The sequence below is a fragment of the Okeania sp. genome (genome assembly GCF_035285525.1).
In the GTDB taxonomy this organism is placed as follows: domain Bacteria; phylum Cyanobacteriota; class Cyanobacteriia; order Cyanobacteriales; family Microcoleaceae; genus Trichodesmium.
The window spans coordinates 1-25,644 of sequence record NZ_JAYKGW010000018.1 but is presented as its reverse complement, the minus strand read 5'-3'; the positions used below and the strand labels follow the sequence as shown (position 1 = coordinate 25,644).

Below are 25,644 nucleotides of genomic sequence, written 5' to 3'. Positions count from 1 at the left end.
ATTGTTAAGTTAATCTTAATGTTTTAAGACTTTTGACTTGTTCATATTGTCTTTTGTTAATACAAATCATTTATTAATAATGTATTGAGGATAACAATTACAGCAGATTCTAAGTAAATAAAGTGGAAATATTGATTAGGTATTTATAATGTAGAAATCATTTTTATTTATCTTTCTTATTAGTCAAATTCTCAGGACAATATTGTGGGGTTAATAGTACTTGGGAGGTAATTGTGTTATGGAGCGATTAAATTATCCAGAAATTGTCATGCAAATAGTGAAAGAACACTATCAATATCATACTCAAGATTCACAATATGAAACACAACTGATTTTGGATTCGGAAATAAATCAGCGCTGACAAAATGAACAATGGGATTATGGTTGTTTTATTCATGTTGATATTAAAGATGGGAAAATATGGATTTAGGAAGATTTTACTGAGCAAGGAATTGCTCAACAACTATTAGATTTAGGTGCGGAAAATCTGATATTGTTTTGGCTTTTCATTCGCTTTTTGTGCGACAATTTTCTGATGTTTCTGTAAGCTATAAATTCTTGCATTAAGTAGGTTGGGTTGAGGTAAGAAACCCAACTTTTTGTCATTAAAGCCAGACTAGAATATGTGTTATTTCACGAGTATTAATTGTTAGGTTTCCCTAAAGCCAATTAAAGTCGATAGCTTTTTAACCAGGGAACAAATTTATGAAAGTTAATCGTTAACTAAAATGGAACTAAATTTTCTTGATACAAATGTTTGGCTTGATCCCTTGTTTAATGACCAACGGATAGAAGCCATAGAAAGAGAAAGAAAGCGGAAGATTGCTACTGCTATTACAGAATAACCCAATCTTATTATTAGTATCCAAGTAATCAATAAACTTTCACTTAAGTTAATTAAAAAAGCTAAATTTAATGAAAGTCAAATTAAGACAATTATTCAATATATTTATAATCGCTGTCAGGTCTTAACATTTGAGTTAATTATTCTGGAATCTGCTTCAAACTTACGCAATCAATATAGTTGATCATTTTGGGATAGCTTAATTTTTGCTAGTGCTTTAGCTGGAGGTGCAAATGTTCTTTATTCTGAAGATATACAAGATGGTTTGATAGTTTAAAAAAAAACTCAAGATCATTAATCTGTTTAAATAAAATAAATACTTATTGCTCTCAGATAAATAAGTCTAATTTATATAGATAAAAGAACTTGAATTTTATGGTTTCTTAAATGTAGCGATCGCCCCAAATAAAAATTAAAATTAAAAAGGAAATCAAATAGTTATATCATTTTAATATCAAATAATAAACAGGATAGATATATGCCACAAATTACTCTAAATATTCCAGATGAATTAATTTCACGCCTTGATTATTTTGAGAAAGAATTACCCCAAAATTTAGAACTAGGAATGCGGGAATTAAATGCTAGTTCAACTGCAGGTTTAAAAGGAATTGCTAACCTTTTAGAATTTTTAGTTTCTTTACCCTCTCCTGAAGAAATTCTTGCCCTGCGTCCTTCCGAAAATTTGCAAAATCAAATCAATATTTTATTAGAAAAAAATCGGAGTTCGGAACTTATGAATGAAGACAAAAAACAGTGGGAACAATATCAATATTTAGAACATTTAGTTCGTATTGCTAAAGCTCAAGCTTACCTTAAATTAAAACAAAAAAAATATCAAATATGAGTAAAACTAGGATTTTGTCTGCCTTACGACGATTAGTTTGAGAACCTGCTAATGAGTGTTGTGAATATTGTTGAATTCCAGAATTTTTAACTTTTGCTACTCACGAAATAGATCATATTATTGCTGAAAAACATGGAGGTTCAACAGAGGAAAATAATTTAGCATTATCCTGTACTTTGTGCAATCAATATAAGAGCACTGATTTAACTTCTATAGACCCAGATACTGGAGATATTACCTCTCTATATCATCCCCGTCAGGATATTTGGTTAGACCATTTTTCCATCAAAAATGGTAGAATTATTCCCTCTTCAGCTAAAGGGAGAGTTACTGCTCGACTTTTATAATTTAACCGCCTAGAAAGAATAGAAGAACGTCAATTATTAATTGAAAATGGACTCTTATTTTGTCCAAAATAAAAAAATTCAAAAAGTATTAGGAAAAGCAGGCGATCGCCGATTTTACGGAATAATTATAGATCGAGTTTTACACTTTCCTGGTTTTGCAACAGAACATTAACAGGACTTACGCAGCAACTCTAGATATAGCGCTTACAGCAGTTTTCATATCAGTAAACCACAGTAGGGACGTTAGCATTTTTGTTATGCAACGTCCCTACAAGATTTTGCTTATGACGATGTGGTTCATCGAGAGTGAAAAGTGCTGTAAAACTATTGTACAATAGTTTTTTAACTCTATATATAGTACCTTTGCGTAAGTCCTGATTAATTATTAATTAACTAGGGTTTGCCCTCAAAAGTCTTTTTGTGACGATAGGGAGTAGGGAGTAAACCCACCCCTAACCCCGACCGTGGAGGGGAAGTCAAGAGGAATCAGGATTTATAGAGGACGTACTTGGAAAAATTATCCCTGGACTTGAGTGCCCCAATATAACCAAAATACTCATTTTTTCAGCTAAAAGGGGCAAAAATTTGGTACTTTTTCACCACCTAAAAAGCCTAAAACCTTTATATATAAAGACTTTGATATTTCCAGCCCGCTTGCCCTATATAGATAAATGAACTTTCATTTGATAGTTTCTTAAATGGAGCGATCGCTGTGTATAGCAGTCGAAGCAAAAATTAGGAGATTTTTAAATTCTAAAACCCTTTGATAATCTGCTGTTCCCACCTTCTGTGTTCCCTATTCCCTAGTGCGTAGCGCTATATAGCAATGTGCGCACTTAATCTTTACAAGTTGCAGGAGCTGTCCAATAGCTAAAAGCCTTATATTATCTGCCATTCATTCTCCCTGTTCCCACCTTCTGTGTTCCCTGTTCCCTGCGTGCAGCGCTATACTACATTTTTTCGTGGGTAATGTGGTATCTATTCCAACCAACTTGCTGCTATAGCAACTGCTAAAGCATCGGCCGCATCGTCCGGTTTAGGGATTTCGTCTAAATCTAATTCTCTAGCAACTGCTTGTTGCACATCAGATTTATTAGCATTCCCATAACCTGTTATTATTTGCTTAATTTGTGGAGGTGAAAACTCAATTAGTGGAATCCCATGTTGCGCTAATACTAATACTAAAACTCCTCTAGCTTGAGCAACCAAAATTGTATTGCCCATCCGATAAAAGAATAACTTTTCTATAGCTGCTAAGTCTGGTTTAAAAGTATTCAAAATAGTGTGCAAATCTTCATATATTGTGACGAGACGTTCTCCCATTTCTTGTTTTTTTGTAGTTTTAATAACTCCAAAATCAACCATAGAAGTAGAATCTATTTCCTTGGTTTTTGCATTATAAATACACTTAATTAATCCAAATCCTAAAGTTGCTAAACCTGGGTCTAATCCGAGAATTAATTTTTCCAATTTTACACTTTTGATAATTATATAGCAATTATTGAGTCGTTTAGGTACAGTTTTTATCCCCCCTTCGGAAGGGGGGATTTAGGGGGGATAGATATGTGTATCTCATAGTTTGGAAAAAGGCTATAGTAAATTTGTTGGTTTTAGGGAACTAGATAAAATTATAAGCTATTATCAGACTTACATTTCTCCAGTTTTTCCGCTATATAAGGAACATTAAAATGCCGAGCATGAGTAGTAGCTCTAAAAGGAAGATGTCCGTAAGGGGCTGAAATCTCATATATAATATTTTTATATCTTTTATTTTTCTCGCCCTATCCTACTTCCTTAATAAAAAAGTCAGCGATCGCCACATCATAAATTTCTAGTTCACCTCCTAATTATATCCAAATCTCTTTTTGAATGCTAAATCCAAATTTGCCGTTACTATAGTAAATCCACAATTGATTAATTTTATCTAAGTCTTGACAAGGGATATTTTCGATATGTTCTAAATCAAGCCAATAGTTGTTTTCTCGCCCTACTAATGAAAGTAATATTTTTAGTGTTTCTTCGTCTGCTTCTTCAAATTTATCGGATGACAATAAATTTTCCAAAGCTGTATAATCTATTTCTTTATCTATTGAAGGTGAAGAATTTATCGAAAAATGTAGCTTGGGAGAAAAGATATAAATTATAACAACAAATATAAACACACCTATTCCCATCAATAATCCATTAGCTTCTCCTGTATAAAAACTTTTGACATAATTTTGAGAAATATATTTTTGATAAATAGGTTGTACACCTGGAATCTTTAAGGTAGCCATTTGAGACATAATTCTTTGAGAAACCTGAGACATTTTAGACATAATGTTCTGAGGTTTTACTTGAAGTAATCTCAACCATTCTTGGACAGTTTGAGGACGGTCTTCAGGTTGAATTTCCATTCCTTTAATAATGGCATAATTGAGGCGATCGCTAATTTTTTTATTAATTTATTTGGGTTCTACTAATAGGTCATATCTAGCTTTTTTCTGTCAGTTTAAAAGACAATTTTAATACGAAACGAGCTTTTTTTGGCAATGGGGTTTTATGTATTGCTAATTGATGATGATATCTCTCTATAGAGTTAGGTAATGGAGATTTAGTTAATAGGAAATAAAGTGTAGCTGCTAGAGCATAAATATCCGTATATTGTCCTGGTTTATGTTTGCGTGTATATTGTTCTATAGGTGCATAACCGGGTGTATAAAATTGGGTGAAGCTATTGGTTTGATTGGGAATAAATTCACGGGCAATACCAAAGTCAATTAAAATTACTTCTTCTTTATTTCTGCGTAATATTATGTTTTCTGGTTTTATATTCCGATGCAGAATATTTGGATTGTGAACAACTGTCAGTGCATTAGCAATTTGTCGAATATAATTAAGGGCTTTTTGTTCTGGTAATGTTCCTTGTTTATTAATAACAACAAGTAAGTTATCTCCCTCGATATATTCCATAACAATACAATAGAGTTTACTTTCTTGAAAAGAATTATAAAATTTTACGATATTCTTATGTTGGCATCTTTTCAGTTGTTCAGCTTCCTCTCTAAATTTGTCTTGAAAATAATCAAAATTAGGTAATTTTTGTACTTGATAATTTAAGGTTTTAATAACTACTTTTTTCTTAGTATAATTTTCTCGTGCTAAATAGGTAATCCCGAAGCCTCCTTGTCCTAAAATTTTTTCTATACTATATCTGCGGTTATTTAACAAAGTACCTGGTTGCCAGTTATTCATCATCATTAAATTGATAATTTAACTTAAGTGAAAAAAATCATAAAACGGTGCATCTCAATATTTGTAAATTGACGACTTAGGCAATTTCATTTATCAGCACCTCTGGCTGAAGTATGCTTGCTTGAAATACTAAAGTTAATTTTTCATCCTCTTGAAAGAGGAAGCTTTAAAGGCAATTTTTCTGTCAGAATATAATAAAAATTTTAACCTTAGATAAATCCTGTTTTTATAAAACAGTATTAAGAGAAAAGGGAAAAGAGAATAGGAAATAGAAAAAAAGTATTTTTGCAGATACGAGATGCACCATTGTAGGTTTTGTAGATATTTCGACTATAACTATTTTTTTAATTTAGTATCAATAATTTTTAATGTCTGAATTTTGAGAATGCAATAGGACTCATTGTGACTAATGCTGTTACAAATAAAAAATAATTTTCTCTGTTCAAAAGTTGTTCTTTCCCAAACTTCTCCAAAACCTATAGTTATAAAAGCTGTGCGACTATCCTTTAATAAAAAATTTTGTGCAGTTCCTAAAAAATATGTATAAGCATCAAAAAATACGGCAATTATGTGAAATGGCATTAAAACTTTGTATTTATTATTTGCAGATTTTGACCAAATTTCTTCTGTATTGATACTCAAACCCAAAATCAAAGCACTACTAATAAGAGTAGTTATATAGATAGGAATATCTTCTTGTTTCTAATCAGTTACTCCAAAGATACCAATTACACCTAAAAGACTGGTTACAAAGTCCCAGATAGAGACTGCTGCAAATATAAAAAGTAACAATCCTCGCATTTTACCTACTTCATAATTTGTTGAAATTTATTTATCTCGAATCAAGAATAATCCCAGCAATAATAACTGGAATCAAGAAAAATATTACAATGAATAAATTATTTGAAATTCTGATTTGTTTCTGAACAAAATAATTTTTGTTCATAAGTAGATAACTGGTAAACGATGCGTCTTTAATATTCCACTTTTTCACAAAAAACTGGAATTCTTTTGTTTGCATAACATCAATAAAATATTTCCCGGAATGCCATGAAGTTTCAATTAAAAAGCTTAATAAGTGTTAGTTCTTTTTTTTGACTAGCAATTTTTAAATAGGATTCAGCATCAACCAAACTACCAGCTAGTTTTAAGTTAGTTTCTAATTTTTTCCAATTGTCTAAAAACTCTGCTTTATCTTGAGTAGGTACTTCAAAACTCAAAAAAACAATTTATCTGTATCATAGATTTATCAAAACTCAATTCAAGAACTCCAGTTTAGTATTAATAGATTAATCATTTCCATAGAATAAAAAATCAAAGACTAAAATTTATCTATATAAACAACTTAAATAACTAATTTATTTGATAGTAAATCGGTAGAAAAAGCAGTAAATAGTCATCCCCACGTCTTGACAAGTAAATTTCTGCTTTTTCAGCAAGACTATGCTAAATGTTACAGCATATTTCGGGCAAATAAGGTACAGGTTAAATAGTAAAATTATTGTAGTGGACTGTTTCACCTAAAATAGTGCATGGGGTAGGGGCGGGTTTCTCAGGAAATTTTCATGCTCACTCTAAAATTTACATAAACCCGCCCCTGAGACGGTAGTTTATATCACTAGGGGCGGGTTTATTGAGGTTACTTGGAAAACTCGTTGTACGGACGTCGTTGTAGGGACGTTGCATGCAACGTCCCTACAGTAAAACCCGCCCCTACTACCAATCAATTATGACTCCCTAACGCACCATTTAATATAAAACAGTTTAGTAGGCATCTTGCCCGCGACAGCTTTACCTCATAACTACGAAAACTGCTGTAACTGCTAATTCCTTTATTTAAAATATTTAATTTAGTTAGTATTTTGAATTAATTATCGGAAAAAAATATCCATAATTAAATCAAATTAGGAGAAGGCATAAAACAAGTTTTTCATAATTATTAAATAGTCAATTTTTTATGCAAAACCTGCCTTTATCAATATGCTTCTCCCTCAACAATTTCAACTACAATTAAAAAAGATTAGCTCTAAAATTATCCTTCTACTTCTGCTAATCCAAAAACCTTATTAAATACCTTCTTCACCTTATCACCAGAATCAATACTTTCCAAAGGATCCTTTCTTAATCGATGTCGTAAACACATAACAATAACACGACCAATATCCTCAACACTCACTTCCGTATTACCCTCAAAAGCAGCCAAAGCTTTTGCCGCACGATTAGTAACAATATCCCCCCGTAAACCATCTACATCCAACTCAGAACAAACTTGAGAAATTTTCACTCGTAAATCATGGTCAACTTCCACTAACTTCAACTTTTGTTGAGCATCTACAAGCTTACTTTGTAACTCTTCCTGTTGTGACTTATACTTATCTAAAAATGCTGGAGAATTTTGGTCAAAAGCAGAACGTTGTTCCACAATTTCCACTCTTAATAAAGGCTCTTTTACAGTTCTAATTTCGGCGTGCATACCAAATCTATCCAGCAACTGAGGTCGTAACTCCCCTTCCTCCGGGTTTCCCGAACCCACTAGCACAAAACGAGCCGGATGACGTATAGAAATACCCTCTCTCTCCACAGTATTCCAACCACTGGCCGCCGAATCCAGCAAAACATCAACCAAGTGGTCATCTAAAAGATTCACCTCATCAACATATAAAATACCCCGGTTAGCCTTCGCTAGTAACCCCGGTTCAAAAGCCTTCACCCCTTCCGATAAAGCTTTTTCAATGTCAATAGTACCGCAGACCCGATCCTCCGTAGCCCCCAATGGTAAATCCACCATTTGGACCTTTCTAGTAAAAACTGGAATTTCTTCCTCCTGTGCCAATCTATCTCGCACAGAATCACTCATTAAATCTGGGTCATAAGGGTCACTATTAAAAGGGTCATCCACAACAATTTCAATTTCTGGCAAGAGGTCAGCCAAAGCACGAATAGTAGTAGATTTACCCGTACCCCTATCTCCCATAATCATTACTCCCCCTATTTTGGGGTCAATTACATTTAATAATAAGGCCAGTTTCATTTCTTCCTGGCCGACAATAGCAGTGAAAGGAAAAACAGCCCTACCTTTGGGAACGGCTGGCTTAACAGATGTATTTACCTGATTATTGGCTTGAACGGTTAGACTCACAGTAGATTTTATATTATAATTACTAATCTTTTATTTTGGCATATTGAAGGACAATTTTACTTTCTTGTCTTACTTCATCTAATTTTCTCAGGACTTACCCAAAGGGACTATATATAGCGTGTCGGTGCGTTACGCTACTAATAGCGTTCATGGCTTTAGTCCTGTTTCTGAAGGAAATCAAAAAATGATCTAAAATTATAAAGTCTTCTTTGAATATTAGTGGAAAATTAAATTTCGGATATTCCAGCCTCCAACTTCAGCCGAAGGTACTGATAACTGATAACTGATAACCGATAACTGGTTTGAAAGCCTCCGGTTGAAGTTCAAGGTACTAATAACTGATAACTGATAACTGAAAATGACAAACCAAACTTCTATTCCAGTAATTGTAAGTGGTGCAGCAGGTAAAATGGGTCGTGAAGTAATAAAAGCTGTTGCCAATGCTAGTGATATGACTCTTTTTGGGGCAATAGAGCGTCAACCAGAATATGTAGGCCAAGATATTGGTGATGTAGCTGGTTGTGGCCCCCTAGAAATTCCTATTCTAAATGACTTACAAGGAATATTAGTCATGGCAGCTCAAGAAAAACAACCTGCTGTAATGGTTGATTTTACTCACCCAGATAGCGTTTACGAAAATGTCCGTTCTGCTATTGCTTATGGAGTTAGACCTGTGGTAGGAACAACAGGTTTGAGTCCAGAGCAAATTCAAGATTTGGCCGAATTTGCCGAAAAAGCCAGTATTGGTGCATTAATAATTCCTAACTTCTCTATTGGTATGGTTTTGCTCCAACAAGCAGCGATCGCCGCTTCCCAACATTTTGACCATGTAGAGATTATTGAATTACACCACAATCAAAAAGCTGATGCTCCCAGTGGTACTGCCATTAAAACAGCCGAAATGTTATCAGAATTAGGAAAAACTTACAATGTTCCTACTGTAGAAGAAACAGAAAAAATGGAAGGGGCTAGAGGTTGTTTAGCAGATGAAGGCATTCGTATTCATAGTGTACGTTTACCAGGATTGATAGCTCATCAAGAAGTAATATTTGGTGGGCCTGGTCAAATTTACACTTTACGGCATGATACATCAGATAGGTCTTGTTATATGCCAGGGGTTTTGCTGGCTATTCGTAAAGTCCAATCTTTAACCAAACTTATCTATGGTTTAGAAAAGATACTTTAGAATTAACGGAAAACTGAGGACGTATCATCAACTAAATAACTTGACAAAAAGGCTACTATCTGTTATTCGGGAAATGGCGATCGCCATTTTTTATGTGTCGGTAGGGGCGGGTTTCTCAGTTAAATGAACAATTTTCAACAGTTGGTTAAATAAACCCGCCCTCCCAATAATGCCATGAAAAATTATTCAGTCCGTAGGTGTGGGTTTCTCAGTTAAATGAACAATTTTCAACAGTTGGTTAAATAAACCCGCCCTCCCAATAATGTCATGAAAAATTATTCAGTCCGTAGGTGTGGGTTTCTCAGTTAAATGAACAATTTTCAAAAGTTGGTTAAATAAACCCGCCCTCCCAATAATGTTAGGAAGTTCGTGATTGTAGCTATGATTTTTTGAAAATAGCAATTATTTAATTGCTGATTCAAAAGCACTTTATATTTGAAAAATTTAGACTTCATAGGTTGATACATGACCCAAAAATATACCAATCGTAGTTTAAATTCTATTCTACTTTAACTAACACATTGATATTTATTAAATTGCAACTTCCTTGGAATTGTCCAAACTATCCAAACTGAAGAACTAAGATTATTTAGTAGATAATCTTAGCTCTTAATAATAATAATCTAGTCGAAGAAAGTTTTAAGAAGAACTACTTACGTCTACTACGTCTACTTTGGCGAGAACGGGTTGAGATATCATATTCTAAAGCTGCACCTATTCCAAACAGAATAGCAGTAAACACAAAAAATACCTCCAACAAAGCTCCACTCTCATATTCTGCTTGAGCATAAGAATCTGCCCACTTAAAATACATATCAGCTATGTATAGTGAAAATGTAGCAGCAGCAATCATTCGCCAAGACTGAGAAAAACGCCCACCCCAAAAAGCTAGAAGTAAAGCCGTAGCAATAATTAGTAAAAATACATCTGCAATTATATAAAATAAGTTAACACCATAAGCATAGGGTTCTAAATACTTATCCAGAGTAATAACCCAAGGTGGAGCCAAACTATCGGATGCCTCTCCTATTTCTTCACCTACATCTATTATTTCTGCCAAAGTTTTAGCATCTGGGCTAGAAAATATATCAAAAGGATTAGCGACTAAGATGGCAAAAGCGATTCCTGCCAATGCTACTATAACTAAGACCACCCACTGCCAAACTTCTAAATTTAATCGCTTGGAAGTGACAGCTAAAGTCATACCCCAACCAAAAAATATGTAGGAAATAATATAGAAAATATCTGCCATTGAAACATCAGGGTCTAGTTCCCAGAGTACTTCCCAGCAACCAAACAAAACACCACCAATAAAGTAGAACAATAATCCTAAACCAATACCTATCCAAACATTACGACCACTGACCATTTGAGGGCTTTGCCAGTTTTTAAAGCAAACTATAGAAGCTAGTAAGTAAGCCCCTAGTTCAAATACATAAGTGCCAATGGAATACCACTCTGGTAATTCTTCCCCAGGCAGAGGGACACTAAATAGTAGAAAAAATAATAAAGCTACTACACCCCAGGTAAGACCGATAATTACAATATTCTGGGCTGAAAAGAAGGGCTTAGTAGCAGATGATGATTTTTCTGAAGTGGTGCTCATAGGAATCTTCTCATTAAGCGTTACTTTATATTAAATATTTTATCCTTACTCCTCAAAACTATTTAGTTCTTTTTTCAGATTTATCTATAGTTTTTTTATAGAGAAAAATCAAGATTGATCGAGTCAAAAAATAGTGTTAGTTTCAGGGTTTTATTAGGATGAAAATTAATACTTTAAAATTGTTAAAATATCAACTAAATTTATAATATTTTAGTACCAATTATAAATTAGCTAGAAGAGCTATAAAGTTGTAAGCATAAACAATTTTAGAAGTTTTAAGTTGAAATCAACAGTTATAAAAATTGATACAGTTAGTAGGAGATTGCTATTTTAAATTTTGTTTAAAATCAAACTTATTTCATTGCCCATTTTTTACCTTCAGGAGATTGACTTAGCCAAGCTATAAACTGATTTCTCTCAGGGGTATTCATAGGTTCTAAGATTTCGTCAATGCCTTCAGCAAAATTGGAATTACCAAAATATTCTTCCCCTAAACGATGGACTTCTTGTAATAAAGTATAAAGGTGAACTTCTCGCCAGGAAGGTAGTTGTAATTTTGTCAGAGGATCGTCTATCAATAAAGCTTTAATTGCATCGGCAGAATCTATATCAGGAAAGTTTTTCTCTTTCAGGACTTTGCTAAAATCTTTCTGAAATGACTTGGCCTGTCTATTGCCCAATAGATCTTCCACATCAAAGTAAACTGCTTGTACCAAAAACAAACAACCGTGAATACAAGCTGTAGTAACAGTTTCATTCTCATTTGCTTCTTCAGTAGCAAGTTGCTCCAAGCGAATTTTACCCCAAACACTATATCGGTCAGGTTCCTCTAGTAAAACACAAGCTTTACCACGATTATCTGTTAAATCTCGCCAGAAAGTTCTCGCTTCTTCAGCTTGCTCTGCCTTAAAGATATTGATTAAGCGAAAAGTTTGTCCTTGATAATTAAGAATGGGGATCTTTTGTTCCCCCTTGGGGTGTGTAATACTTGTAATTTCAACATCTTGCCTTTTCAGAATAAACATGACACTTTCATTAGACTCCCATCATCACCTTGGGGTATGTTTGGTGTAATTGTAACCCCTTTAACATTGATTTATTTTAAATATAGGATTATTTTCAAGAAAACGATATACCAATCAGGAATGATTTATGAGAGGAAGGTATTAATGGTATGATGAAGCATTCAGCTAGCTTCCTGGGTCAGAACTTTCTTAACAGCTCTTAAAATAACCAAGCCAAGACTAAGGTTAGCTGACAGAAATATTTCATTCTTCTGTCACTCTTTGACTACTAATTTTTTCTGACAAGATAATTTAGATAATAACTCATAGCTGAATTAGGAAGTTCCTCTGCAAAAGGCTAGCTAATAGCTGACTGCTGAATGCTTATGGTATTATTATCATATTAGAGCTTCTGTTTCAAACAAATTCTCACATCTGCTTCCTGATTACTATAGTAGACCTTTTTAGTTAAAATAGTGCATTATAATTATCATTATGAATTATAATGAAGCAATTTAGTACCAATTTTTTTATTGGATCGTTTTCAGATGAAACAGTTTAATAGGCATTTTTTTGGGGAAACATATTTTAAAGCTAGATAGATTGAGTTTATCTGAACTGTTGACCAAATTACATAATAAAGTATTAATACTGGTTAATACTTAACCATTTGCTTATAATTAAGAGTCTTTGGTTCGATAATGTTAATAGTTTTGCAGAATGGACAACTTACCCCTTATCTATATTTTTTAGTAGGTTAGAATGTCCAGCTCATTTTGTATGTATCCTTTTACTAAAGACAAATTCCTTGCATATTTAGCTTTTTACTAAATTCTGATACCTTATTTGAGGTAATACAACCAAAACTTGTGTTAAAATTACATTGTTAAGGCATTTGAGGAAATTGGCTAATATTAGATTTTAGAGTTTGACTTTATTAATCTAATCTAAATAATTGAGTACTTATTTAGAGGTTAACTATAGTATAGTAGTAAAGAAACACTATTACTTCTTGCATTGTTAATAATTGGGTGCGTAACTCAGTTGGATAGAGTAGCGACCTTCTAAGTCGCGAGTCGCAGGTTCGAATCCTGCCGCACCCGTAGATTCAGATTATATTCTTTAGACTAATAAAAAAACTAGGTAGGGACCTGCCATGGCAGGTCCCTACCTAGTCAATAGTTTCAGGGAGTTGTACAGAAGGTACACGGTTCCCGATAAATCGGAAAAATTATTCCTTGCCAACTGCCCAACTATGTGCTATAATCCTCAATCTTTGAGCCTGATCAAGCGAAAATTCGGTAATTTCTTACCACCCACCTAGGGTGTTTCATCAATTAAACCTTAGAAGCTTTATCAATAAAAGTAGTGGACTGACAAAGCTAAAACTGTGTATTCCATCATTGGGGGGCGGGTTGATCTCACTCACTATGAAAAATCGTTCATTTAACTGAGAAACCCGCCCCTACCGACCCCAGAATTTCAGGTGTGCCCTCGCTGTATCTAAACCTAAGAAATGGCGATCGCTATTTCCCTTTAACAGAAAACAGTTTTTTTGTCAACTTATTTAATTGATGACACACCCTAGGGAATAGCAAAATATAAATTATCCCAATTTTCTGTTTCATCGTTACCTAGTTGCTATATAATCCCTATGGGGAAGTTGTATGCAACATCTCTACTACTCTCCCTATCTTCAATAACTAATGGAATATTTCTTACCTGGAAGTCCCCTAAAAAGGATAAAATGCCTGACTATCTCTTCTCTGATTTCCATTTTTTCTGACTTCTGGATTCTAACTTCTAGCTTGATACTACATTTTATCCTGAATAATGTAGACTAGAATAATCTAACTCAATCCTTCAATTACGGGATGGAAATAAAAGGCTAATCCTAAAACAGCATAAGCTGCTAACAATAAAGCTCCTTCCAACCAATCAGAACGACCATCCGAACTGACAGAATTAGCAATTAATACCGCTACTACTACTGCTATTAATTCAAAAGGATTAAAATTCAAATCCATAGGTTGACCTAATACTATACCAGCCAAAATTAATACAGGAGCAACAAATAAAGCAATTTGTAAACTAGAACCTACTGCCACAGAAACAGATAAATCCATTTTATTTTTCATAGCAACAGTTACTGCTGTAGCGTGTTCAGCAGCATTACCAATAATTGGAACTATAATCACACCAGTAAATAAACTTGTTAATCCTAGAGTAGCAGTAGCTTCTTCTAAAGAATCAACCAGTAATTCTGATTCAAATGCTACTACTAAAGTTGCGACTAATAATACTGAAATCCACAGTAACAAATTAGGTTTATGTTCAGACTCTTTTTCTGATTCACTGTCAGCATTTAATTCATCAGATTCATTTTCTGCCAAACCAACTTCATATAAATAAGAGTGAGTTTTCATGGAAAATAATAAGGTGAGTATATAAACAGTAATTAATACTACTGCTACTGCACCAGATAAATTTTGCATTGTATTTTCACCGATACCCTGAGAAGTAGCATCTACTGCTGTTGGTACTAAAATAGCAATAACAGCTAAATTCATTGCTGAAGCATTTAAACGAGCTACTACAGACTGAAATGTTTGTTCTTTGAAACGTAACCCACCTAAAAACATTGATAGACCCATTACTAACAATAAGTTACCAATTATAGAACCAGTAATACTTGCTTTAACTACGCTTACTAATCCAGCATTTAAAGCAATAATACCGATAATTAATTCTGTAGCGTTGCCAAATGTAGCATTCAATAAACCACCTAAGTTAGGACCAAGAACAACCGCAATTTCTTCAGTTGCTGTACCCATCCAACTTGCTAAGGGAATAATTGCTATAGCAGATGTAATAAAGATAGCTGATGAACCTAATTCCATAACATTAGCTGCGATGGAGATAGGCACAAATACTAATAAAATTGAAATGATTGTTTGTGTATTTAGCATGAGTAAATTAGTAAAAGTTTCAAGTTCAGTAAATCATAAATTAGACAAAAGCAATAAGCAAAGCATAGCTCTAAAACCAAGGTTTAGATCAAATCAATTATTAAGAAATAATCAATTATTCTTCCCTACTCCTGAGCTTCCTCTTTTGAGAAAATGTCTATTTATTCACGATCCAAAACTATTCGATATCGTGCTTTACCGCCATGTAAATGTTCCATTGCTTCATTGACCTTACTCATGGGAAAATGTTCTGTGATGGGCTTAATCTGATGAAGAGCAGCAAATTCTAACATTTGGGTAATTGTTTCTGGACTACCAACTGGAGAAGATGATACAGAAAGCTGGCCAAATAACATGGGAACCAAACTTAAATCAAGTGGTTCAGTAACAACTCCTAAAAGATGGAGACGACCTTTGGGTTTAAGGGTCTGGACATAGGCATTCCAATCTAACTTAACATTTACTGTCGATAGTATTAAGTCAAAACGACCTGCACTAGCTTTTAACGCTTCAGGGTCTCGTGAATTGAGTGTATCATGCGCCCCTAATTTTAGTGCTTCTTCAGTTTTTGAGGGACTAGAGCTAAAAGCTGTAACTTGACAACCCCAGGCACTCAAGAATTGGAGAGCTATATGTCCTAAACCACCAATACCAATGACACCAACACTTGCTGTGGGTGAAATATTAAATTGGACTAGGGGATTAAATACTGTAATACCACCACAAAGGAGTGGACCAGCAGAAGGAAAGTCAAGGTCTTTGGGCAATTTAATGACACTTACTCCTCTGGCCCTCACAAGATCGGCAAAACCTCCATGTCTACCAATAATGGTTGCAGATGCAGTAGTACAAAGGTTATGATTACCACCTAAACATTCTGAACAGGCCATACAATAGCCGGAGTGCCAACCTAAACCGACGCGATCGCCTACTTTGACGTGGGTGACATCTTTTCCAATTGCGGAAACTGTACCAACTACTTCGTGACCGGGTACAATGGGATATTGAGTCATTCCCCAAGAATTTTCCATCATACTTAAGTCACTGTGACAAATGCCACAATGTTCTACGGCAATATCAACATCTTGTCCTTCAATGGGACTTAGTTCATACTCGAAGGGTTCGAGAGTTCTACCATTTTTTGTGGCTGCGTAAGCGTGAACTGTAGTCATGTTTAGAGTTTTCTTTGCTGTATTATTTTCTATAATTTTGTTAATTTTAACCTGGAAAAGTTATCGACTGGAAAGTACAAATTTAGAATTTAGAATTTAGAATTTAGAATTTGACAGTATACTGAAAGTATGATTAGGAAATGATTATAGCTCTTAAAGTTTTGAAATATAAGTCACCGTTCCAGAGCTATCCCTTACCTATAACTCCTGAAAAGCTTGTGGGGAGAGGGGGAGAAGGGAGTAGGGGAGAAAGGAGAAAATATCATAGTAGCTAGGGTGTGTCATCAATTAGATGTTAGAAGCTTTATCAACAAAAGTAGTGGACTGACAAAGTTAAAACTGTTCATTACATCATTGGGGGGGCGGGTTTATCTAACTCGACTTTTGAAAATCGTTCATTTAACTGAGAAACCCGCCCCTACAGACCGCACAATTTCAGCTATGCGCTCGCTCTATCTAAACCTACCCAACCGCGATCGCCATTTTTACATAACAGAGAGTAGCCTTGTTGTCAACTTATTTAATTGATGACACGGCCTCAGTAAAACAAGTTTAAGCGATCGCCAAAAAATGTGTTTTTTCATAACATTTTTCTCCCGTAAAAGCCGAACTAAGACTTCATAACTTGTTAATAATGCCCAAGTTTTATATTAATAAATATGTGGGTAAAGCATAGTGGGGGCGGGTGTAAATCTTAGAGTAACCATGAAAATATCCTCAGAAACCCGCCCCTACCCCATGCACAAAATTAGATATGTTAGTTCACTACTGGACTATTTCATCTTAAATCCCACATTCCCCGTAGGTTGGGTTTCGTGCCTCAACCCAACAAAAGTCTTTCTTCCCCACTCCCCCACTCCCCCACTCCCCTACTCCCTACTCCCTACTCCCATACTTCCCTACTCCCTACTCCCTTAAGCTAGATCGACACCTAAAAATCTGTAATGCCCAAGTTTTATATTAAGAAATATCTGGGTAAAGCTTATGTTCCAGGGGCGGGTTTATGTAAATCTTAGAGTAACCATGAAAATCTCTTCAGAAACCCGCCCCTACCCCATACACAAAACTTAGATATGTCAGTCCACTACTAGACTGTTTCATCTTAAATTCCAGATTCCCCCACTCCCCTACTCCCCTACTCCCCCACTCCCCCACTCCCTACTCCCTTAAGCTAAATCCACGCCTAAAAATTTATCTAAAAGTTTGGCTCGCCACATATAACGTAAGAATAAACACCAAACTAAAGCCACCCAAATAATCACAACATAATCATGGGTACTGAGAAGAGATAGTTCAAAAAATTGACGTAGAGGGGGAACAGCCAAAATAACTATATAAATTCCTAGTAAAGCTAAGGCAACTAAAGTGTACCGCCAATCACCACTGTAATTTTCTCCACCCACCCAAGTTTTGGTTGGGGGCTTCAGAAAAGGCACTAATAAAAGACCACAGAAAATCATAATTGTAACAAGGGCACTACGAGGGATAGAAAGCTCGTCATTGCTCAGATTAATAGTTAGACTACTCTCAAGTAATTGATTACCTAAAAATGATGGCATTATTTGTATTGCCAAATATGTGAGATAAATGCCTAAAGCTACAAGAGTTAGAGTTAAAGTAGCAGGTAAAGTAAAGTGCAGTAAAGCTCGGACTAAACTACGACGAGGTAATACTCCTGGTTTTGCCCATAGCGGAATAAAAAAACTAGGAAACCCTACAGATACAAGAGTAACAACGGCACTGTGTTTATTTAATAGAGGGAAAGTACCACCCACAAATCCTGTAGCAAAAATTAGAATACTAACACAAAATACCCTAATCATAAATAATTTCAATACATCTTGTATACCATTCCGAATCCGTTGTCCTTCCAAAAAAGCATGGGGTAAGGAGCCAAAAGAATTTTTCAGTAAAACAATATCTGCTACACTACGAGTTGCCTTACTACCTCCTGCCATAGCGATCGCCAAATTAGCTTCTTTTAGAGATAGAACATCATTAACTCCATCTCCAATCATTGCCACATAATGACCTTGCTCCCTAAAACTACGGATCAGTTTAGCTTTTTGATCGGGAGTAACACGACCAAAAATTGTCTTAGATATTGCTGCTTGAATAAACTGAGGTTCATCTAGTTTAGCCAGTTCCGGACCAGAAATAACTTCAATATCTGAAGCAAGTCCCACTTGTAAGGCTAAAGTAGCTACAGTCTGAGGATTATCTCCAGAAATTATTTTGATCTCTATTCCTGCTTCCGAGAAACCCTGGATGGTTTCGCGAGCTTCTGGTCTAAGTTCATGTTGAAAGCTAATAATTCCCAGGGGAAAAAGTTCTTTAGGTAATTTTGGTTGTTTTAAATTCTGGTTTAAGCTATTAATGTTAGGATTATGAGCAAATAAAAGCACTCGTAATCCTTGTTTGGCTAATTCTTGAATTTGCTGACTAACTTGTTTACTCAGAGATGTTACTTCCGCTAATATTTCTGGAGCGCCAAGAATGTATGTTCCAGATGGTAAATTTTCCTCCTGACTAAAGCTCATACCACTCCATTTGCGAGATGAAGTAAAAGGAATTTCCAAAATTAGAGAACGTTGATTTCCAGAAAAGACCTCTGCTAGAGCTTCAATAGTTTTATTTTTGACAGTGGTACTAGCTACATAATCACCTAATGTATTTTCCAACTGGGTTTTATCAAGTCCAATGGGATAAATATCTTGTAAAGTAATACGATTAGCCGTTAACGTTCCAGTTTTGTCCAAGCATAAAATATCCACATTACTCAATGATTCCACAGCATTGGCCTGCTGAATTAGGACTTCTTGCCCCACCATTTTGACAGCCCCCAAAGCATAAGCCAGAGTGATGGCCAAATAAAGCCCACTTGGTACTAGGCCAGCAATTACTGCCGCATACTGAACGGTATTAGCAAATGTATAAAATCCCAAGTACCAGTTAATAGTAATTAGTATCCAGAGAAAGCAAGACAAGAGTAAAAAGACTCTGATGAGCAAGTTAATTTCTTGTTGGAGAGGGGTGTAAATTTGGCGAAATGCTCTGGCACTTACTGTTATTTGGTAGGCCAAACTTTCGGGTCCGACTTTTTGGGCTTCATAGTAAGCATTGCCACTAACACAAAAACTACCAGAATAAACTGGTTGGCCTGCTTCTTTAGAAATTAGATCGGATTCCCCCGTTAGGAGTGATTCGTCTACTTCTATTTGGCCTTTTCCTACCACTTGTCCATCGACTACTATTTGATCCCCGGTCTGGACTACTAATATATCTCCGACAACGATCTCACTGGGATCAATGTTTTGTTGTTTGTTTTCTCGAATAACGGTAGCTAATGGTTTAGTTAAGAGAGCAATTTGATCTAATTTTTGTTGAGCATATATTTCTTGACAAACGTTGACTATAACGCCACCTAAAATAACTACGATCACAAGAAAAGCATCGCCATAACGAGAAAGAGAAATTAAAACCAAACTAATACTGAGGAAAACAATATTGATAAAAGTAAATAAGTTTTCTCTTAATATTTGCCTATAGGAGCGACTTGTATCTAATTTGATATTATTTCCTAAGCCAGCAGCACGACGAGCTATTACCTCGCTTTCTGTGAGACCGTTCATATTTTACAGTTATCAGTTATCAGTTATTAATTATTAATTATTAAGCATCTTTAATATAGCAATCCTCAATAGGTTTTAACAATTCAAAAACTAGAAATAAATTCCAAAACTCTTACCGATTGCCCATTGCCGACTTACCTATTGCCAAAAAGACATAATATTTTAGACATAAATTAAATAAAATTGCTCGATTTAATACTGTTGTAAGCATTTCCTGCTGAATGCTTACACAATGTTACTAATTTACAGAGAAATCATAAGTAAAGTTAAGTTTTATCACTACAGTCTTGCTTTTAAGTTAGTATAGGCTTTATGATGGGAGTCGAGCCGTAGTTATTAAATTTTATTGAACTCTCTAAGTAAGTTTTCAACACTATAAAATTAGCTATAATTAACCTACTACAATCAAGGCAATTCAGAAGGAAATATTATATTTTTAAGGTAGTTGTTGAAACACTAAAGCTTGGTTAACCGATCGAGGTTATCTAATATATAATTGTAAGCATTTCCTGCTGAATGCTTCGTCAACAGCTATTTCTAAGGAATGCACTCCCATTCAGCTTTTTAACAAAAAACGTAATTATCTATTAAATGAACAATAATTTATAATTCTGGGAAATCTGGCTTATTGCTTTTTCCTCTTTTAAAGTTAATAAAGCTGATGGCTGACTACTGAATGCTTACATATAATTTGCCTTGTATTGCTCTGCAATAATTAATTGGCAAAAGCAAGAAACGTAATTGAAATCTATAGGACTAAAGCCATGAACGCTATTAGTAGTGGACTGACACAGCTAAAATAGTGCATTAGATTTTTTCTTCCTTACCACCTTGTCTTCCTTGTCCACCTTGTCTACCCATAACCAAAAAGTAACGCACCATTTAAGGTGTGTCAGTCCAGTAGGGTGCGTTTCGCTACGCGACATATAAAGCGATAGCGTAACGCACCAATACTCCTTATGTAGTGCCTTTGCGTAAGTCATGATCTAAAGAAAAAAGAAGCAAAATTTAGAACTAAACATTAAATTTTAAAGTTTAACAGGACTTACACAAACCAACCAAGAAACCGAGTTTATTCCCGTGATATTGTTGTGAAAACGACGAAATTTCCTTGAGAAACCCGGTTTCTGCATAAGTCCTGGAAAAAAAATTCTCAATCTTGGAGTTTCATCATAATTAAGGTTGACAAACTGTAAAGCAATTATAGCCATAAGAAATGATTTGTAAGAAAAAAGTGTAGGGGTTTGGTTTCCAAATCCCTTAACGCTTGGGGAAAGGAGACCAAACCCCTACAATAAAATCTTACAACCTATTTAGGATTGCTATAACTTGTCTCATTAATAGAACTTAGGCAAAGAAAGGCACTACATAAGGTGTGTTGGTGCTAACGCACCAACACACCCTACTGGACTGTTTCATCTAATAAGTGTGCATGAGAGCGGGTTTATATAAATCTTAGATAAGCATCAAAATTCTTGCGAAAACCCGGCTCTAACTTATGCACCATTTACTGAACTATTTCATCTAATCTAATAAGTGTGCATGAGGGCGGGTTTATATAAATCTTATGATAAGCATCAAAATTCTTGCGAAAACCCGCCCCTACCCCATACACCATTTACTGGACTGTTTCATCTAATAAGTGTGCATGAGAGCGGGTTTATATAAATCTTAGATAAGCATCAAAATTCTTGCGAAAACCCGGCCCTACCTTATGCACCATTGACTGGACTGTTTCATCTAACTAAGTGTGCATTAGGGCAGGTTTATATAAATCTTAGATAAGCATCAAATAATAAGTGTGTATAAGGGCGGGTTTATATAAATCTTAAGATAAGCATCAAAATTATTGCTCAAACCCGCCCCTACCTCATGCACTATTTACTGGACTGTTTCATCTAATAAGTGTGTATAAGGGCGGGTTTATATAAATCTTAGATAAGCATCAAAATTATTGCGAAAACCCGCCCCTACCTCATGCACCATTTACTGGACTGTTTCATCTAATCAGTGTGTATTAGGGCATAAGGGCGGGTTTATATAAATTTTAGATAAGCATCAAAATTCTTGCGAAAACCCGCCCCTACCCCATACACCATTTTCAATGAAACAATGCACTACCAATAGTGTTTATATGTAAGTCCTGTAATCAAGAAAAACTAAACGGAGAAAGCGATCGCATGGTTTCCTCATCTGACAAAAAAATCAATCAAACTAATGACCTAGAACTAGAAGTATCATTATCAGTTATTTCTGATAATCAAACAACTTCAATAGCACCTGTACATACTGCTAGTGGTGTTTATGTCACCATTCACGGTCACTTTTATCAACCCCCCAGAGAAAATCCTTATCTAGACGCCATTGAACGTCAACCTAGTGCAGCTCCTTGCCATGACTGGAATGAGCGCATTTTACACGAATGTTATCGCCCTAATGCTTTTGCTCGCGTCCTCAATGACAGAGGAGAATTAGTGGGGATCACAAATAACTATGAATATCTGAGCTTCAATATCGGTCCAACCTTAATGAGTTGGTTGGAACGTAATGATATGGAAGTCTATCAAAAAATTATTGAAGCAGATCGGAAAAGTTGTCAACGACTAGATGGACATGGTAACGCGATCGCTCAAGCATACAACCACATTATCTTACCACTTGCTAACGAACGAGATAAATATACTCAAATTCGTTGGGGGAAAGAAGACTTCCGCTCTCGGTTTGGTCGCGACCCCGAAGGAATGTGGCTAGCAGAAACCGCTGTAGACTATCCTACCCTAGAAGCATTAGTCGCAGAAGGGATCCGTTTCATTGTTTTAGCTCCTTCCCAAGCACAACGTTCTCGTCCATTCCCTACCTCAGACAACCCAAATCCAGAATGGATCGAAGTAGGTGGTAGCCAAATCGATCCTACTCGTCCTTATCGTTGTTTCCTGCGCAGTAACAACACTGATGACTCCACAGAAACTCCATACATTGACATCTTTTTCTATGACGGTCCGATATCAAGAGATATGGGCTTTAATGATGTCCTCAATAGTTCTCATAATTTAGCTGGACGCATTGGCCTGGCTATACGGGGCGACCAACGACCCTCCCAGTTAATTGCTATTGCTACTGATGGTGAAACATTTGGTCATCACAAAGGTGGTACAGAAAAATGTCTGGCTTTCGCTTTCTTAGGAGAATTTTCTCAGCGAAATTGGACAGTAACTAACTTTGCTCATTATCTCAGTATTCATCCTCCAACTTGGGAAGTTGCATTAAAACCAGTTACCGCATGGAGTTGTTGTCATGGGGTTGACCGTTGGCAAGATGATTGTGGTTGCGGTGGTGGTGGCACCTGGCATCAGAGATGGCGCCGACCATTAAGAGATTCACTTAATTGGTTGCGAGATCAATTTGTTGACATTTACGAAGACTTTGGTCGTCATTTCTTCAAGGATGTTTGGGCAGCACGAGATGAATACGTTCAAGTAATTCTTGATCGTTCTCTTGAGAACATTAAGAATTTCATTTCTCGGCATCAAAACCACTATCTGACAGAAGCCGAAAAAGTAGACGCTTTGCGTTTATTAGAAATGCAAAGACATTCTCTGTTAATGTTTACCAGTTGCGGTTGGTTTTTTGATGAACTATCTCGACCAGAAGGTACTCAAATTTTGCGTTATGCTTCCAGAGCCATAGAATTAGCAGGTGATGTGGCTGGAGTACAGTTAGAGAAAGAGTTTATCTCTCAACTTGCTTTCGCTGAAAGTAATGTAGACTTGTTCAAAACAGGTGATGAAGTTTATCGACAGTTAGTTGCTACCGCTCAAATTACTTTGGAACAAGTAGCAGCTCACTACGCGATCAATTCCTTATTTACTACTTATACTCGCGAACAACGAGTTTACTGCTACAACACTAAACAAAATGATTATCAAATGCGACGAATGGGTAATCTGAGTTTAGCAGTAGGTCAACTGCAATTAACTTCAGAAATTACTCTGGAATCCAAAGAATTTGTGTTTGCGGTACTGCATTTAGGAGGATGGGATTTCCATTGCTGTGTTCGACCATTTACTGGTCGTCGGGTTTATACGGAAATCAAAGAAAACCTATTTGATGCTTTAGAAGAAGGCAGGGTTGCTCATGTAATTATGAGTATGGCTGAACTATTCGGAAAATCTTCATTTGGTTTGGGAGATTTGTTTGCAGAGGAGCGTCAACGGATAATGACTTTATTGAGTCAAGAAACTCTCAATCGTTTGGATCAATTGTATACTCAGGTGTACCGAGATAATTACAGCATAATGATGGCTTTCCGTAGAGATGATTTACCTGTACCCCAAGAGTTACAGGTGGCTGCTGAAGTGGCATTAGGTCATCGGTTATTGACAAGCGTGCGAACTTTAGAGGCAGAAAGTAGTGATGGAAGATTAAATATTAGTCATTTGGGAGAGTTGGAAGCTCTTGCTAGTGAAGTTGGTCAACAGCAATGTCGGTTCCACAACCTGGAAGTTAAAGAATCTTTGGAAAGATTAATTGTTGCCTCGCTCCGGCATATTTTGTATGATAATGAACCCGATAATTTGGAATTAGATATCCAAGGTTTAGAGCGACTTGTGGAAATAGGAAATCAATTAAATTTAGGTTTATCATTAGTTAGCGCTCAGGATATTTATTTCCAATCTTTGGAAAGTCAAATTGTACCTCTTTGTTTGGGTTATATTCAACGAATAAATAATACTCAAATCAAACCCAATACAGTAGGAGAAAACTTTGGAAAAACTACTTGGGAACTACCTCAAATTCGTAAATTATTACAATTTGGTAAAAAATTAGGAATTGATGTAGATCAATGGTTAAATCAGTTATATTGATACTTTTTTCTTGAAGACTTATAGCACTGTGCGCAGGCAATAGGGGGACTAAATTGGTCATAATATAAGACTTTCAGCTATTTTCCCACTCTAGCAATTTGTAAATATGCCAGCCCTCATTGCTATAAATATTTGTCTTAATAAATCAGGACTTACGCAGCAAACCTAGATATGGTGCTTAAAACTATTATACAATAGTTTTTTGACTCTATATATAATACCTTTGCGTAAGTCCTGTAAATTTAAGAAATGCAGTCAGCTTGACCGTTAATGCCTGTGGATGGAGTGCTGCGGACAGTTCCGGTGAAAGCAGGAAGTAAACAGTAAAATGTCATATTATGACGTTTTATATCGGTTTTATGAAGCAGTCTCTAATTCTGTCAGGACTTACGCAGATGAACCCACAGAAACCCGGTACGAGGGTAGATTATTACTGCTTAAAACAACGATTTATCCTAGAAACTGGGTTCCTCCCGTGTAAGTCATATCTGTCTTACTTGATTGTTAGGTTATGACACTTTAGTTAGTATCAATCAGGACTTACACATCTCAACAAGAAACTGGGTTTATTACCCTGGTTATTGTTCAACCAGAACATTTACTGGTTTATGTGTAAGTCCTTTGAGTTTTATTCTGGAAATTTAAGTAAAATTATGGGTGTAAAAAATTCAGTTCCTCAATGTGGTCTTGATTTAATCAAGGAATTTGAGGGTTATCACGATGAACTTTCTGATGGCCGAGCCCAAGCATATCCCGATCCAATCTATGGGTGGGAAGTTGGTACAATTGGGTATGGCAC

General features: G+C 35.5%; 17 protein-coding genes, 1 tRNA gene and 1 pseudogene. 8 read left to right on the top strand and 11 right to left on the bottom strand.

Features of this window, described 5'->3' with window-relative positions; all coding sequences use genetic code 11:
• Positions 1-238: 238 nt before the first annotated feature.
• From VKJ25_RS01785 to VKJ25_RS01770, 5 genes and pseudogenes are all read left to right on the top strand, one after another.
• Entirely contained in the window at positions 239-361 is a 123-nt protein-coding gene (locus tag VKJ25_RS01785) for a hypothetical protein (protein WP_324234909.1), read from the top strand.
• A 6-nt stretch (positions 362-367) separates the two neighbouring features.
• Positions 368-430: pseudogene (locus tag VKJ25_RS24425) on the top strand (XisI protein); the annotation flags it as partial.
• A gap of 892 nt (positions 431-1,322) precedes the next feature.
• A complete protein-coding gene (locus VKJ25_RS01780) occupies positions 1,323-1,691 on the top strand; it encodes a hypothetical protein (RefSeq protein WP_324234908.1) in 369 nt (122 codons plus the stop codon).
• A gap of 74 nt (positions 1,692-1,765) precedes the next feature.
• Complete coding sequence (locus VKJ25_RS01775) at positions 1,766-2,038, top strand: HNH endonuclease (protein ID WP_324234956.1); 273 nt, start codon at positions 1,766-1,768, stop codon at positions 2,036-2,038.
• Between the two features lie 46 nt (positions 2,039-2,084).
• Entirely contained in the window at positions 2,085-2,210 is a 126-nt protein-coding gene (locus VKJ25_RS01770) for a hypothetical protein (protein WP_324234907.1), read from the top strand.
• 806 nt (positions 2,211-3,016) lie between these two features.
• Here VKJ25_RS01770 and ruvC read toward each other — a convergent pair.
• The 6 genes from ruvC to bchI form a co-directional block, all read right to left on the bottom strand.
• A complete protein-coding gene (gene ruvC, locus VKJ25_RS01765) occupies positions 3,017-3,508 on the bottom strand; it encodes a crossover junction endodeoxyribonuclease RuvC (protein ID WP_324234906.1) in 492 nt (163 codons plus the stop codon).
• Between the two features lie 377 nt (positions 3,509-3,885).
• The gene (locus VKJ25_RS01760; RefSeq protein WP_324234905.1) at positions 3,886-4,434 is read right to left on the bottom strand and encodes a GUN4 domain-containing protein; all 549 of its coding nucleotides are present in this window, start codon (positions 4,432-4,434) and stop codon (positions 3,886-3,888) included.
• 76 nt (positions 4,435-4,510) lie between these two features.
• Positions 4,511-5,278: a serine/threonine protein kinase gene (locus VKJ25_RS01755; RefSeq protein WP_324234904.1), complete on the bottom strand. Its 768-nt coding sequence runs from the start codon at positions 5,276-5,278 to the stop codon at positions 4,511-4,513.
• 330 nt (positions 5,279-5,608) lie between these two features.
• The gene (locus VKJ25_RS01750; protein ID WP_324234903.1) at positions 5,609-5,914 is read right to left on the bottom strand and encodes a hypothetical protein; all 306 of its coding nucleotides are present in this window, start codon (positions 5,912-5,914) and stop codon (positions 5,609-5,611) included.
• A 416-nt stretch (positions 5,915-6,330) separates the two neighbouring features.
• On the bottom strand, positions 6,331-6,492 hold the full coding sequence (locus VKJ25_RS01745) for a hypothetical protein (RefSeq protein ID WP_324234902.1): 162 nt from the start codon (positions 6,490-6,492) through the stop codon (positions 6,331-6,333).
• An 812-nt stretch (positions 6,493-7,304) separates the two neighbouring features.
• Positions 7,305-8,411, bottom strand: a complete 1,107-nt coding sequence (bchI, locus tag VKJ25_RS01740) for a magnesium chelatase ATPase subunit I (protein WP_324234901.1) — start codon at positions 8,409-8,411, stop codon at positions 7,305-7,307.
• 358 nt (positions 8,412-8,769) lie between these two features.
• Between bchI and dapB the strand changes: the two genes are divergently transcribed.
• A complete protein-coding gene (gene dapB, locus VKJ25_RS01735; RefSeq protein ID WP_324234900.1) occupies positions 8,770-9,597 on the top strand; it encodes a 4-hydroxy-tetrahydrodipicolinate reductase in 828 nt (275 codons plus the stop codon).
• A gap of 649 nt (positions 9,598-10,246) precedes the next feature.
• Here the strand turns inward: dapB and VKJ25_RS01730 are convergent.
• Complete coding sequence (locus VKJ25_RS01730; RefSeq protein ID WP_324234899.1) at positions 10,247-11,203, bottom strand: hypothetical protein; 957 nt, start codon at positions 11,201-11,203, stop codon at positions 10,247-10,249.
• 353 nt (positions 11,204-11,556) lie between these two features.
• The gene (locus VKJ25_RS01725) at positions 11,557-12,228 is read right to left on the bottom strand and encodes an Npun_F0813 family protein (RefSeq protein WP_324234898.1); all 672 of its coding nucleotides are present in this window, start codon (positions 12,226-12,228) and stop codon (positions 11,557-11,559) included.
• A gap of 1,008 nt (positions 12,229-13,236) precedes the next feature.
• Between VKJ25_RS01725 and VKJ25_RS01720 the strand changes: the two genes are divergently transcribed.
• Positions 13,237-13,310: transfer RNA gene (locus VKJ25_RS01720), tRNA-Arg, on the top strand.
• Positions 13,311-14,057: 747 nt separating this feature from the next.
• Here the strand turns inward: VKJ25_RS01720 and cax are convergent.
• From cax to VKJ25_RS01705, 3 genes are all read right to left on the bottom strand, one after another.
• Entirely contained in the window at positions 14,058-15,176 is a 1,119-nt protein-coding gene (cax, locus tag VKJ25_RS01715; protein WP_324234897.1) for a calcium/proton exchanger, read from the bottom strand.
• A 161-nt stretch (positions 15,177-15,337) separates the two neighbouring features.
• Positions 15,338-16,348, bottom strand: a complete 1,011-nt coding sequence (gene ahr, locus VKJ25_RS01710; protein WP_324234896.1) for an NADPH-dependent aldehyde reductase Ahr — start codon at positions 16,346-16,348, stop codon at positions 15,338-15,340.
• A gap of 1,166 nt (positions 16,349-17,514) precedes the next feature.
• Complete coding sequence (locus VKJ25_RS01705) at positions 17,515-19,980, bottom strand: HAD-IC family P-type ATPase (RefSeq protein WP_324234895.1); 2,466 nt, start codon at positions 19,978-19,980, stop codon at positions 17,515-17,517.
• 2,180 nt (positions 19,981-22,160) lie between these two features.
• Between VKJ25_RS01705 and VKJ25_RS01700 the strand changes: the two genes are divergently transcribed.
• Positions 22,161-24,845 carry a DUF3536 domain-containing protein gene (locus VKJ25_RS01700; protein ID WP_375340293.1) on the top strand — a complete coding sequence of 895 codons (2,685 nt, stop codon included), beginning with the start codon at positions 22,161-22,163 and terminating at the stop codon, positions 24,843-24,845.
• Positions 24,846-25,644: the final 799 nt, after the last annotated feature.